We start from the raw sequence: 24,665 nt of genomic DNA, 5'->3' as shown, positions 1-24,665 counted from the left end.
GTCTCCTTTACAATAAATTTAATAGTTTAATAATTTAATTTTTCAAATGTCATTTCTTTCAAAGAAGAAACAACGATATTAGCTTTATTTAAAACAAGTGGATCGCCGATTCCAACACTATACATTCCAGCATTTATTGCGGATTCAATACCCGCCTTGGCATCTTCGAAAACTACACATTCAGAAGGGGATACACCAAGTTCCTTTGCACCCAATAAGAAAACTTCTGGATCGGGCTTTGCATTGCTTGTTTTAGTTCCATCGATTATTGCATCAAAGTGATTAACTAATTTTATATTATTTAATATGGTCATGGCATTTTTACTTGCAGAACCTAGTGCAATTTTAATCCCATTATTCTTTAATTCTTCTAAAAATTCCACTGTACCAGGTAAAATTTCATCAGGGGTCATCTTTAAAATATACTCACGATACCAATTATTCTTTTTCTCTGCAAGAGTCATTTTTTCTGCTTCAGTTAAAGTTAAACCTCCTATATTTAAAAGTATTTTAAGAGATTCCATTCTACTTATACCTTTTAAGCTTTCATTTTGCTCCTTTGTAAAATCAAACCCTAATTCCTTAGCTAGTCTTCTCCATGCTAAATAATGATATTTAGCAGTATCTACAATCACCCCATCTAAATCAAACAAACAAGCCTTAATCTTTGTCATTGCTTTTTACCTCCAGTTTTTATTATTAATAAACTTTTAATACTTATATCTAAAAAAGCTATATTATTTATACTAATTCTAATTGCCAAACCATTTGGATACTTTTACTTTCACCTGGCATTATGCTGCTCATACCTCCAAGAATTTCAAGCTCAGTGTAGGCTAGCTTATCATCCACATAAACTTCAACATTACTTCCATGTGGATATACAACTTGTCCTTCATACTGAAATTTCTGCGTAAGTAAGAGGGTTTTGTGTTTATATGCACTGCAATAATATCTTAGTATCGCATCATCTGTTACTACACCTACTTTAAACTTCTCTTCATTGTTACAATTCAATCTTAAAATTTTTCTATCTTCTTTTCTCAAAGAATAAGCATTGTTTGAAGGTATATCAAAATCTTGATAAAATGTTATTCCTCCTATAAATACGTCAGAGTTTAGTTTTATATCTATATATCCAGGAGATAATGCTTGGGTATTACCCCAAACTGCCCATTGTACTGGTTCTTCATTTAAGTTAACTATGGTTTCCTTTATAGTTATATGATTACATTTATCTTCAAATAATATTTCCCTTATAAATTTAAGACCAACAATGTTTGATATAGGACTACTTAATGTAACTACTAATGAATTTTCTAACTTAGCTATGTCGTATTCAAAAACATTTAAATCAATATCAAATATTGGAGGCCATGCCCATTTTGTTTGTGGAGCAGGCCAACCTTTATATCCTCCAAAATTAAGCCAGTTTTCTGGAATATATTCAGCTTTTATATCACCTTTAATTCCTATAAGATTCGCATTTCTATATAACACATTTAAATTTTCTGTTGAAAACTCTAAAATCCTACCACCCTGCTCTGGGACTATAATTACTTTTATTATTCCGTTTTCAAGTATTATCTCTTGTGTGTTTTTACACTTTACTATTGAATAATTTAGCATACTCAAAACCCTTCCGTTTTAGGGGAATAACCCCAAACTTGTATCTATTTCTACTCCATAATGGTCTGACACCACGAAGTCGTTTTTGCCATTAAATATTACTTTAGAATATTTAACATCTACACATTTATTTGTTAAAATTAGATCCAGCCTTAAATCATTTTTATTTAAATCCCATCCATCTATTTTACCTTTTACAGTTATACCACAATCTTTTTCCTTAGAGAGGGTATAAGTATCCTTTATTCCTTTTTTCATTAAATAATCATAGCCTTCATTTGATGCAAAAGCGTTATTATTAAAATCTCCCATAAAGAATGTTAATCTGTCATTTTTCATATTATTAAGTAACTTATCTACTTGCTGACTGAACGGTTCTTCTTCATCTTGCCACCAGCCTAAATGACAAGAGTAGAAATCTATAATTTCGTTATTTATTCTAATTGAAGCTTTTACGACCTTTCTAGTTTTCCAAAAATCCAAGTCCTTGCTGTTGCTTATGAAAAATGAGTAAGAATCTTCTTCTATTATTTTATGTTTAGTTATAATACTTACCCCTTCTTCATATATTCCATAACCTATATGAGAAAAATCCCACAGCATTGAGTATTCTTTGCATCCTAAGTTCTCTAATTCTTTTAATAAAACTAAAGCAAAATTATCTTGTTTTATGTTATTAAAGGCTATATTTTCCTTTATAGATTGATTTACTTCTTGCAGGGCAATTACATCAAAATTTTTTTCTTTTATAGTATTTGCAATAATGCTCATCTTTTCTTTTGGGCTTTCTTCCATCCAAGAATGACAATTTAAAGTTAATAATTTCATTTTAGACTCCTAATATATCTATAATATCCGATTTTAAAACATCTGCCTTTGGTCCATATATAGCCTGTATCCCTTTACCTTTAATTATTAAGGCTAAAGCCTTATTTTTTTTCCATTCATTTTCTTCGGCAACTAATAAATTATCTTTTACTGTTACACGAAGACGGGTCATACATGCGTCCACATCTACAATATTTTCGTTCCCTCCAAGTAATTCAATAATGGTTGCGGCTTGACTTCCTTTTTTACTAGCCTCAACTTTTTGATTTACAGTAGAATCAATTGAATTTTCCTCCATATCAATTTCATTTCCGTTACGGCCTGGAGTTGCTATATTAAATTTCTTGATCATAAATTTAGATACAACATAATTTATGCAGAAAAATACGACGGTCACCAGTACATATCTTATAAGATCACCTATAATCCCTGCTTTTACAATCATCGGTATACGTGCTACAAGCTCTATAACACCAAAACTGTGAACTCGCAGATTAAATATGTCCGCACACATAAATGCAAAGCCTTGCATAACTGCATAAGTACCATATAATATTGGTGAAACAAACATAAACATGAATTCTAATGGTTCAGTAACACCTGTTAAGAAAACTGCAATGGCTGCTGAAAAAAATACTGATTTATATTTTGATCGTTTTTCATTTGGTACACTTTTATACATAGCAAGTGCAACACCCATTAAGGAGCCAGCTCCGCCAATCATTTGGCCAACTTTAAAACGTGCTGGATGAATTGTTGCAAGTAAGTTATTATATGCACTCATATCTCCAGCGGCTTTTAAGTTACCTAAGTCAGTAGCCCATGCAAGCCAAAGCGGATCTTGTCCAAGTATAAGACTGCCTGCATTAGCTCCAGTTAATACTTTATATGCTCCACCAAGATCTGTATAATTTATTGGTATTGTAATCATATGATGAAGTCCAAAAGGTAGTAATAGACGCTCAAGCGTACCATATATAAAGGGTGAAATAAATGGTGCAGTATTTTGTGATGTTGCAATCCATTTGCCAAATCCATTTATAACTGATTGAGCAAATGGCCAAACTATTACAAATAAAAGTGCAACAACGCTGGAGCCTGCGATAACAACGAATGGTACAAATCGTTTACCATTAAAGAATGCAAGTGCATTTGGTAATTTATTATAGTTATAATACTTATTAAATAAAACTGCTCCAAGAAAACCTGATATAATACCAACAAATACTCCCATATTCAATGCTGGGGATCCAAGAACAGAAATAAAGTAATCTTTAACCAAAAGGTGCTGACCTGTTAAGGAAGTTACTGTTGCATGAGCATCCGTGAGCATCTCATTGGTAATATTAAATACATTACCAGTAATTTTATTTATTAAAATATATGCAATGAGTGCTGCAAATGCTCCACCAGCACGCTCTTTAGCCCAAGAACCACCGATAGCTACAGCAAATAATAGCCCTAAATTAACTATTAGCCCCCATCCTATACCTCCCACAACTTGCGATAACGTTTGCACAAATGAAGAATTAGGTGCTGCTATTCCTATAACTGATCCTAATGAAATCATTAGTCCACCTGCTGGCATAACTGCGACCACCACTAATAATGCCTTACCAAATTTTTGCCAAAAATCGAATGAAATTATTTTTGATTTGTTCTTAACCATAGTCCAATTACCTCCAATATTGATTTAATGAATATGTATTTATAAAAATTTCAATACGCAATTGTATTTTTATATTAAACATGTGCAAACGTTTGCGTTCTTTATTAAAGTATATTTCATAGTGAAAATATTGTCAATGAAATATTAAAATAAATTTCTAAATAAAATTGTACCCATGTTTGAACTGTACACCATGTTTCATCCAATAAATATTTTTCAATCAAGTCATTTGCAAGAATGTTGTTGAAATTTTAGGATATAATATATAAATAATCACTTATATGTGGAATAGACATATTATAATAATTAGAACACATATTGACAATTGGAATAGGTTGGAATACAATAGTTTTAAATTAAAAACTGTGAAGAGGAAAAGTAAATAGTATACTGTTCAAAGAGAGAGAAACTCACCGGCTGAAAAGTTTCTTGAATAAGCAATATTGAAAACCACCTCTGAGTTGATTACTGAACTTAAGTAGGTAATTCCGCAAACCGGCGTTAGTGGTATTGAGTGACAGAGGTGAGTTTAAACTAAGCCTTCTGTAATTTGGGTGGAATCGCGATAAAACTCGTCCCTTATTTTGGGACGGGTTTATTATTTTTTGAAGGAGGAATATTTATGTTAAAGGTTGTAATAAAAGATGGAAGTGTAATAAATTCTAATGAAGAAGAAGGAAAAAGGGCGCTTAGACACACCACATCCCATATACTCGCTCAGGCAGTAAAGAGATTGTATCCAAATGCTAAATTGGCTATAGGTCCTGCAATAGATAATGGGTTTTATTATGACTTTGATGTGGAAGAACCCTTTACTATGGATATACTCCAAAAAATTGAAGAAGAAATGAGAAAAATAGTTAAGGAAGACTTAAGACTCGAGAGATCAGTTATTTCTCGAGAAGAAGCTTTAAAACTTATGAAGGATAAGGGCGAGATTTATAAAATAGAACTCATTAATGATTTGCCAGAGTATGAAGAACTAGTTTTCTTTAAGCAAGGAGATTTTATAGAACTCTGTGCAGGGCCTCATGTACTATCAACTTCAAAGGTAAAAGCTTTCAAATTATTATCAGTTGCAGGCGCTTACTGGAGGGGTAGTGAAAAAAATAAAATGCTTCAAAGAATATATGGAACGGCATTTGCAAGGAAAAGTGAACTTGATGAATATTTGAATATGCTTGAAGAAGCGAAGAAAAGGGATCATAGAAAACTTGGGAAAGAGCTAAAATTATTTGCTTTAATGGATGAGGGACCAGGATTTCCATTCTTTCTCCCTAATGGTGTAGTTTTAAAAAACAAATTAATTGAGTACTGGAGAGAAATTCATAAGAAGGCAGGTTATGTTGAGATAGAAACTCCTATGGTGTTAAACAAAGAACTTTGGGAAACATCTGGGCATTGGTCTCACTATAAAGAGAACATGTATACAGTCAATATAGATGAAGAAGAATTCGCTATAAAACCAATGAACTGCCCGGGAGGAATGCTTGTATATAAATCAGAAACTCACTCTTACAGGGATCTACCAATAAGAGCGGGAGAACTAGGTAAAGTGCACAGACATGAACTATCTGGAGCTTTGCACGGACTTATGAGAGTTAGAGCATTTACACAGGATGATGCTCACATATTCATGTTACCAGAGCAGATAAAAGAAGAAATAAAGGGCGTAGTTAAACTTATAAATGAGGTTTATGGAAGGTTAGGGTTTAAATATAGAGTAGAACTTTCAACAAGACCAGAAAATTCTATGGGAAGTGATGAAGAGTGGCAATTAGCAGAAAGCTCACTTCAGGGCGCTCTCACGGAAATGAACATGGATTTTAAGATAAATGAAGGAGACGGGGCATTCTACGGACCTAAAATTGACTTTCACTTGCAAGATAGCATAGGACGGGAATGGCAATGTGGAACTATACAACTAGATTTACAGCTACCACAAAGATTTGACCTTCAATATATTGGCAGTGATGGAGAAAAGCACAGACCAATTGTTATACACAGAGTAATTTTTGGTAGTATAGAAAGATTTATTGGCATTTTGATAGAACATTTTGCAGGCAAGTTCCCAACATGGATATCACCTGTACAAGTTAAAGTACTGCCTATATCGGAGCAGTATAATGATTATGCAAAAGATGTAGTAAATAAACTGGAAGAAAATAATATCAGAGTTAGTTTAGATGGTAGAGCAGAAAAAATAGGATATAAAATTAGAGATGCTCGAAACGAGAGGTTGCCATATATTATTGTTATTGGTGAAAAAGAAGAAAACTCAGCGAGTATATCCCTTAGAAGTAGAAAGAATGGTGATGAGGGCAATTGCTTACTTGAGGACTTTATTTCAAGAATCATACAGGAAATCGATAGTAAAAGGCTAGATGATTAATTGTAAAAAACATGAAATTTAATTGTGCCATTTCGCTTATGTTATGAATAAGTTATTCTACTGTAAATGTTAAAAATCCTGCTAATAAAATAAATTAGCAGGATTTTTTCTAACATTTATTAATTTTCAGTTTTTAAATTTCTCATATATATTCTAAAAACAAGCTCTTCTAAAAAGTTGAACACACTTGTGGTTATCAAGTATATCCCCACTGCAATTGGAGCTGCTTTAGCAACAAATAAACCAGCTACTGCCATTATTATGATATTACTCTTGCTCATTGTAGCCTGGCCTTTAATTTCTAAAAAAGTTACATATGAAAGCAGGCTTGGGGTTAAGGATACAAGCATATATATCAGTGGAACGATAAAATAACTGTCTGAGATCTTAATACTAGACACCCAAGGTATAAGATATGTACCTACGCTCACAGGGATTTTATTAAATACACTCCACATAGTCATTAATATAGGCAGTTGGAGTAGTGTTACTAAGCACCCCATCATACTTTTTGCACTTTGGACAGATTGTTTTTTAACTTCTGCTTCAAGTTTTTCTTTGTTATCTTTATATTTTTCCTTAAGTTCTTTCATTTTTATAGCAAACCTTTGCTGCTGTTGCATGGATTTTTTTTGTTTGAAAGACATTGGTGAAAGTACTAATCTTACACTTATCGTAAGTAAAACTATTGCTAGGCCCCAATCCCCAGTGAAATTAAAAATTGAATTTAATAAACTACTTAAAAAATTAAAAATGATGTTCATATTTATCCTCCTTCGAATAATTTTGGCTAAAACATCATTTCAATTTTAAAACGATCTGTATATATCCACATACCATATTTCTCATAAATAATATAATCTTCTGGAAGTATTTTTTTTATAAATCCAAGCCACTGAATTAAAATATTTCTTGCAACATTTTCTTCAGTTTTATACTTAAGATTTTTATAGGAGTATACAGTATAAGAGACTATGCTAGCAAAACATATAACTAAAAACATTAACTGAATTAAATTTATTAAGTCATAATTCAACTTACACACCTCCTCACTTGCTATTTTTAAACATTATAACATATATTATGGACAATATTACATTTGTAAAAAACAATAGGATCTTTTTATAAAAATTTCTATTTCCTGTAAGTCAATTTTGTCTTTGCCCCCATCCTCTTCGCAAAGGAATATGTGATATTTCCAAAAAAACATTTGTAAAAAGGGAGGCCGCTGAAAAAAGCACTCTTTATTTAGTAGAGTTTTCAAGCTTGAATAGAAAAAGCATGAGATATTCATATTTTGGATATCTCATGCTTTTTATTTTATAATTAAGTTTTAAAAGCCCTATTTCATGCTTTTCAACTTAATTATTCTCTTTAGATTCACAGTGAAGATTGATAATGCACCTTGCATTTGCATGCTAATTAAGCCTGACGATATTGCTACATCATAGCTATGTTGGTGCTTAAGTTCACTGTTTTTAGCCTCTATCATATAACGTTCCCTAGCTCGTTTTTTAAAATATTCACTTTTTTCGAACTCTATTTGATCTTTGTGAGTATTTGACTTTATTGAAACTGAATAAGTTTTAGATTTAGCGCCTTCTTTATAACACCCATCTTTATGAACACAATTTTTACACTTTTCTACATTAAAATAGTAGGTTAGCACTTGATTTTTACCAACATTCTTCTTTCCCTGTTTTGCTTTTTTAATAGCCATATGACCTGCCGGACATACAAATAAACCAGCATCTTTATTAAACTCAAATTCATCTTCTTTTTTTCGCATTCCTTGTGAAATTACAGGATTTAGTCTTGAAATTAATGCAATTTTATTTTCTTTTGTATATTCTAGGTTTTTCTTTTCAGAATAAGCTGTATCTCCAATTACTTCATTTACATCTATACCAGCCTCACGGCTTTTTTCTATTAAGGTTATGAGCTCCTTTCCATCACTTTTTTCGCCAGTTGTAATAACAGCTGCTGTAATTAAACGTTCTTCACTCATAGCAAGGTGTGATTTATATCCAAAAAAAGAACTATCCTCAGTTTTATGCCCCACTTTTGCATCCTCATCTTTTGATATTTTTAGATTTTCTAAGTCATCATTAATAGCTTCCATTAAGTAGTTTAATTTAGTTTTCACAGCTGGATTTGCTGCAGTTTCTGGCTTCTCGTTTATGGTATCAATTAATAATTTGCAGTACTCAAGAATATCTTCAAGTACTCCAGTTGTAACTTTATTAGGTAACTCTTCTTTAATACCAGGATGTACTCCGTACAATGTTTTTCTTAAGTTTTTTGCACGTTTCAATAATTCCTCGCTTGCTGACTTTTGGTTATAACGTGACTTGGTATGCGTAGCATCAACTATTATTGCTTTACTTTTTAAAACTCCCTCTTTTATAGCAAGTTCTACAGTCTTGTTTATTAATAAATCCAATAAATTCATGTCTTTAAGGCGAAGCTTTCTAAATTTAGTTAGTGTACTTGAGTTTATTAAATTTGTTTCTTCTGGGGCTAAATTTAGAAAATATTTAAAGGACATGTCATAAAGAGTTCTTTCAACAACATCTTCATCAGACAATTCATATATTACTTTCAAAAGTAAATATTTAAATAGCATTATGGGGTTAATAGCACCTCTACCCATAGATGAACTATAGTTAATCATCAATTCGTCATAAACAAATGAAAAGTCAACAAGGTCATTAATTTGCTTTAAAATGTTATCTTTCGGAATAATTAACGAATATAAGCTATGGTATGTATTTATTTTTATTTCCAATTGTCCTTTTAGCATAATAGTTTAGCCCCTTTTATTTTATTCTACTATACTAATTCGACATATCTTTTAAAATTCCTTTTTGTTTTTTAGTCTTTTATATAAAAAAATCGCCATCTTTAATTAGATGACGATTTTTCATATAGTTTTTCAGTGGCCTCTAAAAAGGAAGGGGTATTTTTGTCGCATATGCAACATCAACTAGTCCAGTTTCTTTCCAATACTTATTGTCATAAAATTCATCCTCAGTTCCAGCATGGCTCATCCCACGAAAAATATTATAAACCAATAAATTCACAAATGTTGGAGAATATAACTTCTCACTATCAACGTCCTTGTAGAATTTCTCAGCAACTCTTTCGCATCTTTTAGTCACTTTTTGCGGAGGTTCATACTCTCCGTAACTATTCGATATAACTGGAAGTTCATATCCACGATTAAATCCCCAACACATAAATGTTTCTCTTAAGTATTTGGTACAGCTTTTAGCGCCATTTCCACCTGCAGTGGATACCGCGAGCATTTTCTTTCTGAAAAAGCTTGGTCTGTGAGTTTTAAAAGCCAAATGATCTATAAAATTCTTCATCAATGCGCTCACATGATTGCTATAGCAAGGACTCGCAATAATTGTCGCATCATTTTCTTCAATTTTATCAATAAGTTTTTGCACTTCCAAGTGATGAGGGCAACTTTTATTTCCTCTAATAAAGCATGAACTACATCCGGCACAAAAGGGGAGTCCTATTTCTTTTAAATGTACCTCGTCAAAATCTATATTTCTATCTGAAAGTTCTTGCATATGTTTTTTTACTATTTCCACAAGTGCCCAGGTATTTCCTTTATGTGCACTCCCATTGATAATTAGTATTTTCAATTAAATCATCTCCTTCGGAGCTGAAAGATTAACGACTTCAGAAGGGGATTTATACTCCCACTTATATAAGTGGGAGACTTCCCTTCTGAAATGTCGTTAACATCACCACCTATCTAAAGGCTTATTTATAATAGTATATCTTGTGATTTTTTCCCACACAACCAAAAGTATGCTTCCAATTAGGTAGCATACAATATCTTTTATATCAAATGAAGTTCCGATAATTGTTGAAATCATTTTATTGTTTTCTAAATGTAGCAAATCTACAATATGATAATATTGACCCAATTCTACGGCTGAAGCAAAAAAGAATAGGTAAATAGGTAAAAACTTTATTGGTTTTTGTATAAACCCTCTTATGAAGGTGTACATTAAAATAACTACCAGAATATCTCCAATGTATGGTCGAATAATGGTGTCATTTATAAAAAGTGCAATAATTGTTTCAGTTATCAATAAAATAATAAAACTCAATATATACTTAATGTTTATTTTCATAAAGACCCTCTACTTTCACTCATTTACTTTAAAATAAACAGAAATACTTAAAGTGGTTTTACTCTAAGTCATTCCAATATTACGTTCATTCCTTGTTGCAAACGGCTTATATTTTCCATGATATTATATATTTATACAATACAATTGAATAACTAGTACCTTTATTATATCGTAAAGCAAACAAATTACCATCATTTTGAATTTATTTTAATTTTAACGACATTTCAGAAGTCAAGTCTCCCACTACTATAAGTGGGAGTTATATACATTAACAAAGAGAAAACTTCAGTGAGAGTATAAATATCCTTCTGAAGTCGTTAATATTGTAGCACCGCAGGTGATGATTTAATGTTATACTTGATGATATAAAAAAAATGGAAATAAAAATACATTTTTTAATCGTAATAACGGTAGGGGGGAAAACTATGAAAAAAAAATCTAATAACTTAATTATCAAACTAATTGTCGGTGTAGCACTAGGGTTAGGTATTGGTTTAGTATGTCCTAAAAGCTTAATGGTTGTAATTGTTACCATTAAATATATACTAGGACAAATAATCTTCTTTGCTGTACCACTTATCATCATTGGATTTATAGCACCATCTATCACTAAGCTAAAACAGAATGCTACAAAAATGTTAGGTATTGCTGTTTTTATAGCTTATGTATCCTCAATTGGTGCTGCAACTATGTCAGCAATCGCTGGATATGCAATTATACCAAGTCTTTCAATAACACCTGCTACTGAGGGATTAAAAGAGCTACCTGCATTAATCTTCAAACTTGATATACCTCAAATTATGCCAGTTATGAGTGCATTAGTATTCTCTATGGTTATTGGATTAGCTGCAACATGGACAAGCGCTAAAACAATTGAAACCGCTTTAGATGAATTTCAAAACATGGTTTTAGAAATTGTTACAAGAATAGTCATTCCTATTCTTCCTGTTTTCATAGCTTCAACATTTGCGACTCTTGCTTATGAGGGATCTGTCACAAAACAACTTCCTATTTTCTTAGGTGTCGTTTTAATAGCAATTGTTGGGCATATTATCTGGCTTACTGCTTTATACGGCATTGCTGGTATATACGCAGGTAAAAACCCTATGTCTGTTTTAAAACACTATGGTCCTGCATACTTAACAGCAGTTGGGACAATGTCTTCAGCTGCTACACTACCGGTTGCATTATCATGTGCAAAAAAATCAGATTCACTGAGACCGGATATGGTAGACTTTGGTATTCCTCTGTTTGCAAATATTCACCTTTGTGGTTCTGTTTTAACTGAAGTTTTTTTTGTTATGACTGTTTCACAAATTCTTTATGGAAAGCTTCCAAATCTTACATCTATGGTAGTATTCGTTATTCTACTTGGTATTTTCGCAATAGGTGCTCCTGGTGTTCCTGGAGGAACTGTTTTGGCTTCTTTAGGTCTTATCGTAAGCGTTTTAGGTTTCAATGAAACGGGTACTGCACTAATGATTACAATTTTTGCGTTGCAAGATAGCTTTGGTACTGCGTGTAATGTTACTGGGGATGGTGCGTTAACACTGATGCTTACAGGATATGCAAATAAACATAAATTATAAATATATTAAAAGGCCAGGCACATCATGGAATTATTATCTATGATGTGCCTGGTTTTCTAATATGGTAGTTTTTAATATCCATATAAGGACATTAATAGAATATTGGAGAGGGAAACCTCTCCTTCTTTATTAGCAAAAATCTGATTGCTATTAGTGTTTTTTATTGGTAAAATATACCGAAGATAATAAAGAAACACTAGAAGTTGTTGCATGGATATATGGTAGTAATATTATTTGTAAAAAATATAGTAACCAGTGGATGCGCCAAAAGCCTAAAGTATTGGCAAAGTATAAAGCACAAAATAAAAACATATAAAGAGGAATTTAATATGAGTAAAATACTAGTTGTTGAAGATACACAAAGGCTTAGAACGGAATTAAAAGTATTATTGGAGCGTTATGGATATGAAGTTATAGCTCCTGAAACATTTGATAATATTATAGATGTTATTAAAATGCAGCAGCCGGAACTTCTGATGCTAGATATTAACCTACCTGTATATGACGGTTATTATATCTGCAGAGAAGTGCGAAGATTTTCAGAAGTTCCAATTATTATAGTAACCAGCCGTGACAGTGACATGGATGAACTTCTGAGCATAAAATTAGGTGCAGATGATTTTATAACAAAGCCATATAACACAGAGATACTATTAGCTAGGGTAAATGCAGTACTAAAACGGAGCGAGGCAGGGAATAAATCTAAAGAGGGGATGGAATGTAGTGGACTTACCATAAATTTATGTAACAGTTCAATGGCAGCAAATGGAGTAAAGATTGACATTACAAAAAATGAACTAATTTTATTGACAAGCCTTATAAAAAGAAAAAATGAAATTGTGTCAAGAGAAGAATTAATGGAAGAGTTATGGTCTGCAGAATATTTTGCTGATGATAATAGCCTTTCTATAAATATGACAAGACTTAGAAAAAAATTAGATGAAATAGGCCTTAAAGAGTTTATTAAAACAAAAAGAGGACAAGGGTACATAGTAGAATGAATATTAGAAAATATTTGAATGATAAGAAGCTATTTCTATGCTGTAATACACTACTTAGCATTCTGTTAATACTGTTCTTGATCTATATTAATATAGAGAGTATCTGTTTATTCGGTATTTTAATAATCTGGTATTTCCCAATTCTTTTATTTATGACAATTGATTACGTGAAGAAAAAGGAATTTTATGATTGTGTTATTGAAAGTACAGAAAAAATAAATGAATTATATCTGATAAAGGAGACACTTGATGAACCTGACTTTTTCGAAGGAAATATTATATATAATACATTTGGAAAAATTGAAAAAAGTGTTGTTAATAAAATTTGTGAATACCAGCAGGTGACAGATAATTATAAAGAATATTTAGAAATATGGCTGCATGAAATAAAAACACCATTAGCATCCGCTGAACTTATTATTGACAATAATCCGTCACAGGTGACAAAGAATGTTAAAACTGAATTAAAGCAGATAGAACGTTTACTGAATCAAGTATTGTATTATTCAAAGAGTGAGTATGCTGAGAATGATTATTTAATTAAAAAGCTTTCATTAGAGCGTGTTGTCAAAAAATGTTTTAAGACCTTTGCAAAATCTTTTATTTACAATAGAATACATTTAGAATTTGACAATCTTGAGGTGTTTGTATATTCGGATGAAAAATGGCTTAATTTTATTTTACAGCAGATTATAACAAATGCTATTAAATATTTAGATAAGGACGAGAAAATCATAAGAGTTACAGCAAAAAAAAGAAATAATCAAATAATACTTACGATTGAAGATAATGGAATTGGTATATCAGAATCGGATATTGAACAGGTTTTTAATCATGGATTTACTGGTGAGAATGGAAGAATCTACGGCGAATCTACAGGTATGGGGCTATATATATGTAAAAAGTTATCAGATAAGTTAAATATAGCTCTTAGCATAGAGTCAACCGGAGGAGAAGGTACAAAATTTAATATAGTATTCCCAGTAGGCGGAACAATGTGTTTTGAGTCATGATAATCATGACTTATTTTTTTGCTCAGTAATCTTTCAAAATTGAAAGATTACTGAAATGTAAATCAATATAGGATTATGTAAATACGTATTATACTTAGTACATAAAGTGTTAGACGAGGAGGAAATAAAAGATGAAAGAAATATTAAAAGTAAGTCATATAGAAAAATATTATGGTACAAAAGGAATGCTGACAAAGGCGTTAGACAGAATTTCATTTAGCGTTAATGAGGGAGAATTTGTTGGAATTATGGGACCATCGGGAAGCGGAAAAACAACGCTGCTTAATTGTATATCAACGATTGATGATATTACAGGTGGTGAAATAAATATTAATGGAACAAGAATAGATGGAATGTCTGAGAATAAATTAGAAAAGTTTAGAAGAGAAGAGTTAGGTTTTATCTTTCAGGATTTAAATCTCCTAGACACATTAACAGCATATGAAAATATAGCACTTGCACTAACGATTCAAAAGAAAAATCCAAAAGAAATAGCAGCAATGATAGAAAATATCTCAGAAAAATTAGGAATAAGAGATATATTAAATAAATATCCGTGTCAGATGTCGGGCGGACAAAAACAGCGTATAGCATGTGCGAGAGCGATTATTTCAAGACCATCCCTTCTTTTAGCTGATGAACCGACGGGAGCTTTGGATTCTAAATCAGCTGCTCAGTTTTTAGATTCATTAGAATATCTAAACCGGGATATGCAGGCAACCATACTAATGGTTACGCATGATGCATTTACAGCAAGCTATGCGAAAAGAATTCTTTTTATAAAAGACGGCAAACTCTTTACAGAGATAAAAAGAGGCAAAGATAGCAGAAAAGATTTTTTTGACAGAGTCATTGAAGTAATAACAGAAATGGGAGGAGAAACCAATCATGTATTTTAAGCTGGTATATAAAAATGTTAAAAAAAGTTTTGGCGATTACCTTATTTACTTTATTACACTGACATTTTCGGTTGCCATGTTTTTTACATTTAATTCATTGGATTCACAGGCTGGATTTTCGCAAATCCAAAGCAGTCAGGAAATGATACTTAATCTTTTGGAAAATATTCTAGGAATCATTTCGCTATTTGTATCAGTAGTCATCGGTTTTTTAGTTATATATGCAAATAATTTTCTGATTAAACGGAGAAAAAATGAGTTTGGTATCTATGGAAGCCTGGGAATGGGACGTAATGATATTTCAAGAATGCTTTTGATGGAAACTTTATTAATTGGAATAATAGCAATGTTTTTCGGTATTATTTTAGGAATATTTGCTTCAAAAGGGTTACAGGTAGTAACAATAGAGATGTTTAGAGGCGACAAATCGCTAGATTTATCAAAATATAAGTTCGTTTTTTCGTGGAGTGCATTACGTAAAACTGCTATATGTTTTGCAAGTATTTTTGCATGTGTTGCCGCATTTAATATTAAGATAATTAAAAAGAATAAGCTGATTAATTTATTATATGATATAAAAAGCGATAAAACAAAATTTATGTCTGTGAAAGCAGGTTTCTTAGCTTTTACATTATCGCTTATTATGTTAGTCATTTCCTATGCAATTATTTTGAATATAGGTCTTAAACCAAAAAATAAATTGTTCTTTGTAAGTTTGGGTTGTGGAGTAATAGGAACATATTTATTCTTTTTATCATTGGGAAGCTTTATAACAGAATGCTTACGTAAAGTAGATAAGCTATATCTAAAAAACATAAATTTATTTACAATAAGGCAGATTGGGAATAAAATAAGTAAAAATGTGATTTCATTGACAATTATCACACTCATGCTATTTTTAACAATTACGATTTTATCAAGTGGAATTGGTGTGAATAAAGCTATTATTGGGAATTCTAAATTTAACCAGCCTTTTGAGGTTACAATATATGGATTAGCAGATAAAAAAGCAGCATTAGAAATAATGAATAATAAAGACACGGTTATTAAAGACGACATAAAGGAAATCTATGCATATGAAGTTTATGAAAGTGGAATTCAGATTAAAAGTTTAATGAGTGACGAATATTTATCAGACATTACTAAAAATGACATGAAATTATTAAACACACAGCAGCAGATTGCAGTTATGAAACTGTCAGATTATAATAATTTGATTGGCATGGAAGGCAGAGAAAAATTACAGATTGATGATAAATCTTACGCAATCTGTTCTAACAATAAAATTGTTGTGAATGGATTAAAAGGAAAAGCTAATGAGATCTCAATAAATGGAAAGCAGTTTAAGTCAGAAAAAGATGAGTGTTTATATAGCAATTTTAGTAATATAAATGATCCAGCCTCGACAGCAATCATTATTTTAGCCGATGATCAAGTGAAAAACTTTAATGCGAGCATGGGCGGCCTTGTAATTAATACATTTAAGGATTTAGACATTGCGGTTATTGATAAGTATGATAATGAATTATTAAATTACGGTAATTACATTGCTGCATGTCGTGTAATGAGACAGATTGGAAATTTAACAACATCAATGTTGGCTTCTTTTGTGGGAATATATGTAGGCATAATCTTTTTAGTGTCAAGCGGCGCCATACTTGCAATTCAGGAGTTGTCAGAAGCGAGTGATAGCAAAAGAAGATATAAAATGCTTCGAAAACTTGGGGTTGGAAGAAAACAGGTTAATAACAGTATATTAGCGCAGATTTTGGTTTACTTCTTGGTTCCATTTGCAATGGCATTATTACACTCATGTGTCGCATTAAAAGTTATCGGTAAGCTTATTAAACAGTTGGGCACAACGAATATGATGACAAATATTATTATTGTTTCTGCTATTGTATGCTGTATATATGGAATATATTTAATGATAACTTATGCAGGTGCTAAAAGAATGAATAAGTAGTATGGGAATGTGCAACCATGGGTGCTGATTGAATGAGGCCAACTTAGAGATTTAGCAACCTTAGATGAATACAGAAAACATTTAACTAATCTGAAAAAATAGGTAGGCAACATAGTATTCTATGATGTTATATCTGTTTTTTTAGATTAGTATTTTATTAAGCTTTTAAAATATAACATAAGAATATATTATTGTAACAATAGTTTGTGATAGAGGTTGCTATTAAAAAAGTGAAATTTATGTAATGAAATGAAAAAATTTACGTATTAACATATGAGATTACTTGGCCGGGTAAAAAACAAAGAAGGGAGGGCTTTAAAAAGATGAAGCAACTTGCATTGTGTGATATTTCATATAAAAAAGAAGTTACAGAAGAATTATGTAAAGAAGATATTGCTCATATTTTTGAAATCTATTACAAAAGAGTTTTCAACTATATGTATTATCGCGTTAATAGCATTGAAACGTCAGAAGACCTTACAAGTCAGGTTTTTGAAAAAATAATGTTTAAAATAGACATGTATTCTAAACATAAGTCACCTTTTGAGGTGTGGATGTTTGCTATAGCTAGAAACATAGTAAATGATTATTTTAGAAGCTTAAAAAAGCATAAATTATTCTCTATTGACACAATTAAGGACTTGGTATCAAAAGGAAAAACTCCAGAAGAGATAATATTATCAGCAGAAAGTAACAGTGAACTTTCAAAGGCTTTGAAGATGTTGAATGAAAGGGATCGAAATATTGTTTCTCTTAAGTTCGGTGCAAATCTTAAAAATCAGGAGATAGCACAAATATTAGATATTACAGAAGGCAATGTTGGAGTAATACTTTATAGAACAATGAAAAAGCTAAAAAAGAAAATTGAGGAAGAGAGGGAACAATATGAGCAATAAGAAAATTGAAGATAAGTTTTCTAGAGAAATAGATGCTTATTTTAATGGGATAGAGGATAAGAAAAAAATAGAACAAAGTGAATATAGCGAACTTTTAGAATTTAGCAAGAGTATGTCAAAAGAAGATTTCAGTAAAGATAGCGATAAAAAAGGGGTATTTAATAAAATTTTGAAAAGTATAAATGAAAATAAAGGAGAGAATATTATGAAGAAATCAAATAAATTTAAAAAAACTGCTATTGCAGTGGCAGCAATATGTATAATAAGCGTTTCTGTAATGCAAACATCCTTTGCTCAAGATATTGCTGAGAAAGTAATAAAAACTATATCTTTAGGACATATAAGTGTTATACAAACGGAACCATCAAAAATAAAAGAGATGAGACTTACGGATGAGTATAAAGGTAAAGTTTTTGATAAACAAGGAAAGCAAGTACAAGTAGTTACGAAGGACAATTGCAATGAATTATTCACAGCAAAAGGTGAAAAAATTGCTCATATGCAGAATGGAAAAATAATAACTGTAGCTGAGCAAGAAAAAATGGACAAAGAAAGGGAAGAAGGTGTAGTTGTTGAAGTAAAAGATTCTAGTAAATTAAATGAATATACTTGCTTTGATGTTAAGCTTCCAACGTTTTTGCCAGAAGGATATAAATTTGATAGAGCAGAATTTTATAAGGAGAAGAATGAAACAAAAGTTAAAAATAGTAAATATATTAGTTTATATTTTACTAATAAGGAGACTGGAAAGTTTATATTTATGCAACAAAGGTTTCCTGATGAAACCACTAAATCTGCATCTGGAACAGATGGTAAAATTGAAGAAACAAAAATTAATGGTGTAAATGCTGTAATAAGTGATGATAGATATATTGATTGGGAAACTAAAAATTGTATTTATAGTTTATCGGGTAGAGGAGAAATTACAAAGAATGAACTAATAAAGATTGCAGAATCTATTAAATAATCATTAAGGCATATGAAAATAAATCGCAAGTAAGGGATATTACCATACTTGTGATTTATTTATTTTTTTTAATATATGATCTTTATTTATGAAAAAAAATGTTCCAATGTGTGGTAAAAAATAATAATATTACATAAAGGGTTGCGAAACAGTTGTATTTTGTGACGAAGGTGTCATAAACAAATATAAAATAGATTGAAATATATAAAGGAAGCGTCTGTGTGAAAAAGTATGAATATAAATGCGTCTTTATAGCAGGGGCTGGTGAAAGAACAACAGGGATAATGAATGAATATGGAGAATAAGGGTGGGGGTTTGTTAGGCCTTCGTAGTGTTGGCATTATTATAAAAGATTAATTGAAAATCACTTTAGGGTCAAAATATGAATCAATTGAGGGAGACGGAATTGAATAATCAAAATGATAATATTAATAAAGCATTACTTGTGATAGATATACAGGAGGATGCTACAGGAAAAACAGCAAAACGACCATATAAAAATTCACAAGAACTTATTAGTAATGTGAATTTAGTTATTGAAAGTAGTGAAAAGAAAGGAATTACTGTTATATATATAAAGCATGAAATAAATAGTAATTTTTTAAATAAAATTGTAATGAGAAACAGATTTATGAAAGGAACGCAGGGAAGGAATAAAGATTGTTAATAATTATATTTATTCAAAAGATAAAGGAAATGCTTTTTCAAATCCTAAATTAGATAGTTTCCTTAAACAAAATCATATCAATGAAGTCTTTATTGTTGGATTAGATGCAACTGCATGTGTATACAGGACATCAATAGGAGCAATAGATAAAGGATATAAATCAATAGTTTTAGAGGATGCAATAGTAACCTCAAATATGAGGAAGATGCCAAAAATATTAGAAAAGTATGAGAACGAAGGGATACTCTTAACTACAATTCAAAAGTTTAAACAAAATAAATAATGAGTTCCTTAGAGTACAATTTTCTTTGAAGGGTACAAGTATAAAATTTATACTTAATAAGACTCATTTTTCATAAAGAGTAGATTAATCCTAAATATACGATTGATGAACAATCGGAAAAAAATGTGTCGTAAGAGTAAGACAATATAAATGAAGGGAGTTAAATATGGTTATTCCAAATTCAGGTAAAGTATATCCAAGAAGTAATGATTACCAAACAATATATCTTAAAAATGTAATTACAAGAGATAATATAAGAGTTGGAGATTATACAATATATAATGATTATTATAGTGATCCAAGGGATTTTGAAAAAAATAATGTATTATATCAGTATCCTGTTAACAATGATAAGTTAATAATTGGGAAGTTTTGTTCAATTGCATGTAAAGCGAAGTTTCTCATGACAAGTGGAAATCACACAATGAAATCAATATCTACTTATACATTTCCAATATTTTATGAGGAATGGGGTTTAGACGTCAGTAATGTAACAGATGCTTGGGATAATAAAGGAGATATTGTAATTGGCAATGATGTGTGGATAGGTTATGACGCTATAATTATGGCAGGTGTGAAAATTGGAGATGGTGCAATTATTGGAACTAGAGCAGTAGTTACTAAAGATGTTCCACCCTATACTATTGTTGGAGGCATACCTGCAAAAGTTATAAAGAAAAGGTTTAGTGATGATATAATTTTAAAATTATTGAAAATTAAGTGGTGGGATTGGACAGATGAAAAAATCCAAGCAAATATTAAATATATTCAATCAGGAAACATTGATAAGTTAAATAGAAGGAAACTTAAGGGAATGTAGAAAAATAAATGAACAATACTGGTCATTGCTTAACTTGAGCATCCTTGAGGCTGAATATAGAAATAGTACAATTTATGGGATGGTATACTTAATTTTAAGTTTATAATAGATAATAAGTCTCCATTTCTTTAAATTATTTTAAATCGTGGAGACTTATTATGTTGAATGATGTTCATATGTATTTTTACCAATTTTCATAATGTATTAGTTCTTTAAGTTTTTTTCGCGTACGAGCTTTTGGTGTTTCATTTGCATAACCAAGAGTAATAATGCCAACTACATATTTATCATCAGGTATATTTAAAATTGGTCTTATTTCTTCTTGGATAAACCATGCAACACAACAAGTACCTAATCCTAAGTTATCAGCTTCAAGCAGCATATGTCCTATACAAATTGAGGTATCTCTGATTATCTGCTTAAGTTCTTCTTGTGAACTATCTTCATTTAATAATACATTTACATCGTCTTTTATTCTGCAACGTATATCTGCTACACATACAATAAAAACTGGAGAAGAAATCATCCATTTTTGGTTATGAGAAACTTTAGCTAATTTTTGTCTACTTAATTCGGATTTTACTACAATGAAATGCCAAGGCTGCGTGTTACTACCAGATGGAGCGAGTCTTGCACTCTCAAGTAGCTGTATTATTTTTTCATTTTCAACTGGTTTATCAATATATTTCCTTATACTTCTACGCGCTGTAATTTCTTTTATCATAGTTTTAGATGCCTCCTTAATATATATAGTGTAGCACAGGCTACACTATAGCCCTGTTAATATAATATTTAAAATTGATACGTAATATTAGGCCTTTACGAGCACTTTTGTAATTAACTTATGCATTATCTAACCATATTAACATATACAAACATGCAGACCAACTCTTAAAACTTTTATTATACAATTTATACATAATTATGTTAACTGCTTGAATAACTATAGGGATATATCATATAATTGAATAAAGATATGATGTAAGGTTTTATTTGAATTGAAAGCGTACATTCATTTTTGTTTAAAGCATTGGCATCATCAATCGCAAATCAGTAATAATTGAACAAGTGGTGAAGGCGGTAAGTAATATACTATACGAATAGGAGTGGAAATTATGTTTGAAATCATAGATAATAAAAAGGAATCACTAGATGGCAAGAGACCCTTGAGTAGAATTGCTGTAGAAAATTTAAAAAAATATTTTGATGTGGAACTAACATATAATTCTAATGCGATAGAAGGAAATACTCTGACAATAACTGAAACTAAAGTAATCTTGGAGGATGGCTTAACTATAGGAAAAGGTAAGAGCTTAAAAGAACATTTAGAAGTAATTAACCACAAGGAAGCAATTGATTATGTAGAAGACATTGTAAGTGAAGATACGGATATATCAGAAAGAGTTATTAAAGACTTACATTACTTAATATTGAAAAGTATAGATAATAAGTATGCTGGAGAATATAGACAAAATAATGTAATTATCAGTGGTAGCAAGCATATACCTGTAGAACATTTTTTAGTGAAAGAAAAAATGACAGAACTAATAGAGTGGTATAATTGCAGCAAGAATAAAAAACATCCAATAGAATTGGCAGCAGAGTTTCACTTTAGGTATGTGTATATTCATCCTTTTACTGATGGAAATGGAAGAACTGCAAGGCTTCTTATGAATCTTATATTAATGAGAAATGGATACCCTATAACAGTGATAAGGACTGAAAATAGAGAGGAATATATGAAAGCATTAGAATTGGTTAGTTTTGAGGGGAAGTTAGAGGGATTTATAAAAATCATTTCAGGAGCTGTAGATAGAAGCTTAGATACGTATCTATATTTAACAAAATAATTTAGAAATAAAAAGCCATGGTTACTTCTGTTTTATGAAGTATTCATGGTTATTTTAATTTAGATTTAATTTCATCTATAGAATATGGTATATTATAGGTAGATTATAGGAGTATGAACGATAATTCGTAAAATCATTAAGGGGGATGCTATGTATAAAATATTGATAATTGAAGACGAAGAGAAAATTAGAGATATAATAAAAGAATCCCTTTGTAAATGGGGTTTTGAAGCCTATGCAGTTAATAACTTCAATAATGTATTTGAAGAATTTGTGAAGGTAAAGCCGCAACTTGTTCTAATGGATGTAAATCTGCCTGCTTTTGATGGATTTTATTGGTGTAATAAAATTAGAAATGTTTCTAAGGTGCCAGTAATATTTTTATCTTCAAGAAGTACAAATATGGATGTTATTATGGCAGTGAATACGGGTGCGGATGATTACATTACAAAACCTTTTTCTCTGGATATACTTATGGCAAAAATAAATGCAATTTTACGTAGGACCTATTCTTATGGAGATACAAGTTTGGATACTATTGATTATAAAGGCGCTGTGCTATCATTAAGGGATAACACCCTTTACGTAGGCGAAAAATCAATTGAACTAACCAAAAATGAATTTAAAATATTATATGTATTAATGAAAAAGCATGAAACCATAGTAAGCCGAGAGGATATAATGCAAGAACTTTGGCAAGATGAAAACTTCATCGATGACAATACACTAACAGTTAATATAAACAGACTAAGAAAAAAGCTAAAAGAAATTGGTCTTATAGATTTTATTAAGACCATTATAAATCAAGGATATGTTATTAAATGAGCTTTATTAAATATTTAAAGGAGAACCTTAAGCTTTTAGTATTTTACTTTCTTCTCATGGCTTTTATTTCATTAACTATATATTTTGACAGAAAAAATCGCGTACTTACTTCTAATTTACTTTACATAATATTTGTTTCTTTTTTCATGTTAATAATTTATATTAGTATAGATTATTATGAAAAATCCCAGCATATTAAAAAGCTTTTATTCGTTAAAAATTCAGAAGATAAAACTCCTATTTTACCGGGTCCAATAGATTATAAAGATGAAATATATGCTCAAATAATTCAGATGATTTATGAAGATTTCCTGAAAATTACAAGAAGCACGGGAACAGATTTCAAAGAAAATGCAGAGTTTATGACTGCGTGGGTTCATGAAATTAAAACTCCAATTACTACATCAAAGTTATTGATTGAGAGCACAGGCGCTACATCTTCATCCTTAAAAGAAGAACTTGAAAAGATTGAGGATTATGTTGAAAAGGTACTTTATTATTCAAGAAGTAATAATTTTTCTGAAGATTATATCCTTTCAGAAGTGAGTATCAACAAAGTAATTAAAGAAAGTATTAAAAAACATTCAATTATATTTATAAAAAAACATATTAAATTAATAAATAATGTACCTGAAACTCTTATTATAGATACCGATAAAAAGTGGTTGCTTTTCATAATTGATCAACTTGTTTCAAATTCATTAAAATATACCAGCAATGGTGGAAGCATAATATTTAAACATATTAAAGCCACAAAAGAGGTTTTATTAATAGTAGAAGATACGGGAATAGGCATTAAAAGTGAAGATATAAATAGATTATTTAAAAAGTCTTTTACAGGTTTTAACGGAAGAAACGAAAACTTAAAAGCTAGTGGAATGGGTTTGTACCTTTCTCAAAAAATTGCTAAAAAACTTGGCCATTATATTACCATAGAATCAGAATATGGTAAAGGCACCAAAGTAATTATTCATTTTCTAAAATGGGATAATTACTATGATGTTACAAAAATGTAAGGTGAAAGAGCAAAATGTAAGCCGAAGCAATGGCGGTATATTTTGCTTTTTTGTATACTAAGAGTGTAAAACATATTCAAAATAATTAACATTAACGACATTTCAGAAGGGAAGTCACCCACTTCTATAAGTGGGTGTTACATACTATAACAAAGAAAAAACTTCAGTGAAAGTATAAAACTCCTTCTGAAGTCGTTG

At 30.6% G+C, this 24,665-nt stretch carries 25 protein-coding genes and 1 other annotated feature; of the genes, 15 read left to right on the top strand and 10 right to left on the bottom strand.

The features are described from left to right. Positions 1-26: 26 nt before the first annotated feature. From pgmB to KTC92_RS06040, 4 genes are all read right to left on the bottom strand, one after another. Positions 27-674 (bottom strand): beta-phosphoglucomutase, encoded by a 648-nt coding sequence (gene pgmB, locus KTC92_RS06055; RefSeq protein ID WP_216302959.1) that lies wholly within the window; start codon positions 672-674, stop codon positions 27-29. Between the two features lie 67 nt (positions 675-741). After that, positions 742-1,629 (bottom strand): DUF4380 domain-containing protein, encoded by an 888-nt coding sequence (locus KTC92_RS06050; RefSeq protein ID WP_216302960.1) that lies wholly within the window; start codon positions 1,627-1,629, stop codon positions 742-744. 18 nt (positions 1,630-1,647) lie between these two features. Then, the gene (locus KTC92_RS06045; RefSeq protein WP_220287099.1) at positions 1,648-2,457 is read right to left on the bottom strand and encodes an endonuclease/exonuclease/phosphatase family protein; all 810 of its coding nucleotides are present in this window, start codon (positions 2,455-2,457) and stop codon (positions 1,648-1,650) included. A gap of 1 nt (position 2,458) precedes the next feature. Next, positions 2,459-4,126, bottom strand: a complete 1,668-nt coding sequence (locus KTC92_RS06040; RefSeq protein WP_220287101.1) for a PTS transporter subunit IIBC — start codon at positions 4,124-4,126, stop codon at positions 2,459-2,461. Positions 4,127-4,482: 356 nt separating this feature from the next. After that, positions 4,483-4,709, top strand: a binding site (T-box leader). Positions 4,710-4,748: 39 nt separating this feature from the next. Between KTC92_RS06040 and thrS the strand changes: the two genes are divergently transcribed. Then, positions 4,749-6,518: a threonine--tRNA ligase gene (thrS, locus tag KTC92_RS06035; protein ID WP_220287103.1), complete on the top strand. Its 1,770-nt coding sequence runs from the start codon at positions 4,749-4,751 to the stop codon at positions 6,516-6,518. A gap of 119 nt (positions 6,519-6,637) precedes the next feature. Here thrS and KTC92_RS06030 read toward each other — a convergent pair whose 3' ends face one another. From KTC92_RS06030 to KTC92_RS06010, 5 genes are all read right to left on the bottom strand, one after another. After that, positions 6,638-7,282 carry a membrane protein insertase YidC gene (locus tag KTC92_RS06030; protein ID WP_220287105.1) on the bottom strand — a complete coding sequence of 215 codons (645 nt, stop codon included), beginning with the start codon at positions 7,280-7,282 and terminating at the stop codon, positions 6,638-6,640. Between the two features lie 26 nt (positions 7,283-7,308). Then, entirely contained in the window at positions 7,309-7,554 is a 246-nt protein-coding gene (locus KTC92_RS06025; RefSeq protein ID WP_216302965.1) for a hypothetical protein, read from the bottom strand. Between the two features lie 306 nt (positions 7,555-7,860). Then, positions 7,861-9,321, bottom strand: a complete 1,461-nt coding sequence (locus KTC92_RS06020; protein ID WP_220287894.1) for an IS1182 family transposase — start codon at positions 9,319-9,321, stop codon at positions 7,861-7,863. A gap of 142 nt (positions 9,322-9,463) precedes the next feature. Then, complete coding sequence (locus tag KTC92_RS06015; RefSeq protein ID WP_220287512.1) at positions 9,464-10,177, bottom strand: NAD(P)H-dependent oxidoreductase; 714 nt, start codon at positions 10,175-10,177, stop codon at positions 9,464-9,466. 102 nt (positions 10,178-10,279) lie between these two features. Continuing rightward, positions 10,280-10,675: a DUF2809 domain-containing protein gene (locus tag KTC92_RS06010; protein WP_216302967.1), complete on the bottom strand. Its 396-nt coding sequence runs from the start codon at positions 10,673-10,675 to the stop codon at positions 10,280-10,282. Between the two features lie 425 nt (positions 10,676-11,100). Here KTC92_RS06010 and KTC92_RS06005 point away from each other — a divergent pair, with 425 nt between their 5' ends. From KTC92_RS06005 to KTC92_RS05960, 11 genes are all read left to right on the top strand, one after another. Further along, entirely contained in the window at positions 11,101-12,264 is a 1,164-nt protein-coding gene (locus KTC92_RS06005; RefSeq protein WP_216302968.1) for a dicarboxylate/amino acid:cation symporter, read from the top strand. Positions 12,265-12,427: 163 nt separating this feature from the next. Continuing rightward, positions 12,428-12,580: a hypothetical protein gene (locus tag KTC92_RS06000; RefSeq protein ID WP_220287513.1), complete on the top strand. Its 153-nt coding sequence runs from the start codon at positions 12,428-12,430 to the stop codon at positions 12,578-12,580. A 13-nt stretch (positions 12,581-12,593) separates the two neighbouring features. Then, complete coding sequence (locus KTC92_RS05995) at positions 12,594-13,265, top strand: response regulator transcription factor (protein WP_216302969.1); 672 nt, start codon at positions 12,594-12,596, stop codon at positions 13,263-13,265. A gap of 152 nt (positions 13,266-13,417) precedes the next feature. After that, complete coding sequence (locus tag KTC92_RS05990) at positions 13,418-14,278, top strand: HAMP domain-containing sensor histidine kinase (RefSeq protein WP_258280709.1); 861 nt, start codon at positions 13,418-13,420, stop codon at positions 14,276-14,278. A gap of 131 nt (positions 14,279-14,409) precedes the next feature. Then, a complete protein-coding gene (locus KTC92_RS05985) occupies positions 14,410-15,177 on the top strand; it encodes an ABC transporter ATP-binding protein (protein ID WP_216302971.1) in 768 nt (255 codons plus the stop codon). Next, positions 15,167-17,143 carry an ABC transporter permease gene (locus tag KTC92_RS05980; RefSeq protein ID WP_220287517.1) on the top strand — a complete coding sequence of 659 codons (1,977 nt, stop codon included), beginning with the start codon at positions 15,167-15,169 and terminating at the stop codon, positions 17,141-17,143. The genes KTC92_RS05985 and KTC92_RS05980 overlap by 11 nt, the downstream gene beginning before the upstream one ends. Before the next feature lie 323 nt (positions 17,144-17,466). Beyond that, entirely contained in the window at positions 17,467-18,039 is a 573-nt protein-coding gene (locus KTC92_RS05975; protein ID WP_220287519.1) for a sigma-70 family RNA polymerase sigma factor, read from the top strand. After that, the gene (locus KTC92_RS05970; RefSeq protein WP_220287521.1) at positions 18,029-19,006 is read left to right on the top strand and encodes a DUF4367 domain-containing protein; all 978 of its coding nucleotides are present in this window, start codon (positions 18,029-18,031) and stop codon (positions 19,004-19,006) included. The genes KTC92_RS05975 and KTC92_RS05970 overlap by 11 nt, the downstream gene beginning before the upstream one ends. A gap of 406 nt (positions 19,007-19,412) precedes the next feature. After that, positions 19,413-19,673 carry an isochorismatase family protein gene (locus KTC92_RS05965; protein WP_220287523.1) on the top strand — a complete coding sequence of 87 codons (261 nt, stop codon included), beginning with the start codon at positions 19,413-19,415 and terminating at the stop codon, positions 19,671-19,673. Further along, positions 19,660-19,956 carry an isochorismatase family protein gene (locus KTC92_RS18640; RefSeq protein ID WP_220287555.1) on the top strand — a complete coding sequence of 99 codons (297 nt, stop codon included), beginning with the start codon at positions 19,660-19,662 and terminating at the stop codon, positions 19,954-19,956. The genes KTC92_RS05965 and KTC92_RS18640 overlap by 14 nt, the downstream gene beginning before the upstream one ends. Positions 19,957-20,122: 166 nt before the next feature. After that, entirely contained in the window at positions 20,123-20,776 is a 654-nt protein-coding gene (locus KTC92_RS05960; protein ID WP_220287526.1) for a CatB-related O-acetyltransferase, read from the top strand. A gap of 184 nt (positions 20,777-20,960) precedes the next feature. Here KTC92_RS05960 and KTC92_RS05955 read toward each other — a convergent pair whose 3' ends face one another. Then, positions 20,961-21,500 (bottom strand): nitroreductase family protein, encoded by a 540-nt coding sequence (locus KTC92_RS05955; protein ID WP_220287528.1) that lies wholly within the window; start codon positions 21,498-21,500, stop codon positions 20,961-20,963. Positions 21,501-21,891: 391 nt separating this feature from the next. On the opposite strand from KTC92_RS05955, the gene KTC92_RS05950 reads away from it, so the two are divergent. The 3 genes from KTC92_RS05950 to KTC92_RS05940 all read left to right on the top strand — a co-directional run bounded on the left by KTC92_RS05950 (position 21,892) and on the right by KTC92_RS05940 (position 24,467). Then, positions 21,892-22,626 (top strand): Fic family protein, encoded by a 735-nt coding sequence (locus KTC92_RS05950; protein ID WP_220287531.1) that lies wholly within the window; start codon positions 21,892-21,894, stop codon positions 22,624-22,626. 150 nt (positions 22,627-22,776) lie between these two features. After that, positions 22,777-23,451: a response regulator transcription factor gene (locus KTC92_RS05945; protein WP_220287533.1), complete on the top strand. Its 675-nt coding sequence runs from the start codon at positions 22,777-22,779 to the stop codon at positions 23,449-23,451. Next, positions 23,448-24,467, top strand: coding sequence for a HAMP domain-containing sensor histidine kinase (locus KTC92_RS05940; protein WP_220287536.1), 1,020 nt, complete (start codon positions 23,448-23,450; stop codon positions 24,465-24,467). Before KTC92_RS05945 ends, KTC92_RS05940 begins: the two co-directional genes overlap by 4 nt. Positions 24,468-24,665 lie beyond the last annotated feature (198 nt).

The organism is Clostridium sp. CM027, assembly GCF_024730565.1.
In the GTDB taxonomy this organism is placed as follows: domain Bacteria; phylum Bacillota; class Clostridia; order Clostridiales; family Clostridiaceae; genus Clostridium_AD; species Clostridium_AD estertheticum_B.
The sequence above is the reverse complement of the archived record's forward strand: the minus strand, read 5'-3'. Positions and strand labels throughout refer to the sequence as shown.

Bases quoted from the DNA above. Each gene is read 5' to 3' on its own strand.
- KTC92_RS06050 (WP_216302960.1), bottom strand. From the start codon at position 1,629: ATGCTAAATTATTCAATAGTAAAGTGTAAAAACACACAAGAGATAATA.
- KTC92_RS05945 (WP_220287533.1), top strand. From the start codon at position 22,777: ATGTATAAAATATTGATAATTGAAGACGAAGAGAAAATTAGAGATATA.
- KTC92_RS05995 (WP_216302969.1), top strand. From the start codon at position 12,594: ATGAGTAAAATACTAGTTGTTGAAGATACACAAAGGCTTAGAACGGAA.
- KTC92_RS05970 (WP_220287521.1), top strand. From the start codon at position 18,029: ATGAGCAATAAGAAAATTGAAGATAAGTTTTCTAGAGAAATAGATGCT.
- KTC92_RS05955 (WP_220287528.1), bottom strand. From the start codon at position 21,500: ATGATAAAAGAAATTACAGCGCGTAGAAGTATAAGGAAATATATTGAT.
- thrS (WP_220287103.1), top strand. From the start codon at position 4,749: ATGTTAAAGGTTGTAATAAAAGATGGAAGTGTAATAAATTCTAATGAA.
- KTC92_RS06040 (WP_220287101.1), bottom strand. From the start codon at position 4,126: ATGGTTAAGAACAAATCAAAAATAATTTCATTCGATTTTTGGCAAAAA.
- KTC92_RS06045 (WP_220287099.1), bottom strand. From the start codon at position 2,457: ATGAAATTATTAACTTTAAATTGTCATTCTTGGATGGAAGAAAGCCCA.
- KTC92_RS05975 (WP_220287519.1), top strand. From the start codon at position 17,467: ATGAAGCAACTTGCATTGTGTGATATTTCATATAAAAAAGAAGTTACA.
- KTC92_RS05940 (WP_220287536.1), top strand. From the start codon at position 23,448: ATGAGCTTTATTAAATATTTAAAGGAGAACCTTAAGCTTTTAGTATTT.
- KTC92_RS06030 (WP_220287105.1), bottom strand. From the start codon at position 7,282: ATGAACATCATTTTTAATTTTTTAAGTAGTTTATTAAATTCAATTTTT.
- KTC92_RS05950 (WP_220287531.1), top strand. From the start codon at position 21,892: ATGTTTGAAATCATAGATAATAAAAAGGAATCACTAGATGGCAAGAGA.
- KTC92_RS05980 (WP_220287517.1), top strand. From the start codon at position 15,167: ATGTATTTTAAGCTGGTATATAAAAATGTTAAAAAAAGTTTTGGCGAT.
- KTC92_RS05985 (WP_216302971.1), top strand. From the start codon at position 14,410: ATGAAAGAAATATTAAAAGTAAGTCATATAGAAAAATATTATGGTACA.
- KTC92_RS05990 (WP_258280709.1), top strand. From the start codon at position 13,418: ATGACAATTGATTACGTGAAGAAAAAGGAATTTTATGATTGTGTTATT.
- KTC92_RS05960 (WP_220287526.1), top strand. From the start codon at position 20,123: ATGGTTATTCCAAATTCAGGTAAAGTATATCCAAGAAGTAATGATTAC.
- KTC92_RS06020 (WP_220287894.1), bottom strand. From the start codon at position 9,321: ATGCTAAAAGGACAATTGGAAATAAAAATAAATACATACCATAGCTTA.
- KTC92_RS06005 (WP_216302968.1), top strand. From the start codon at position 11,101: ATGAAAAAAAAATCTAATAACTTAATTATCAAACTAATTGTCGGTGTA.
- pgmB (WP_216302959.1), bottom strand. From the start codon at position 674: ATGACAAAGATTAAGGCTTGTTTGTTTGATTTAGATGGGGTGATTGTA.
- KTC92_RS06010 (WP_216302967.1), bottom strand. From the start codon at position 10,675: ATGAAAATAAACATTAAGTATATATTGAGTTTTATTATTTTATTGATA.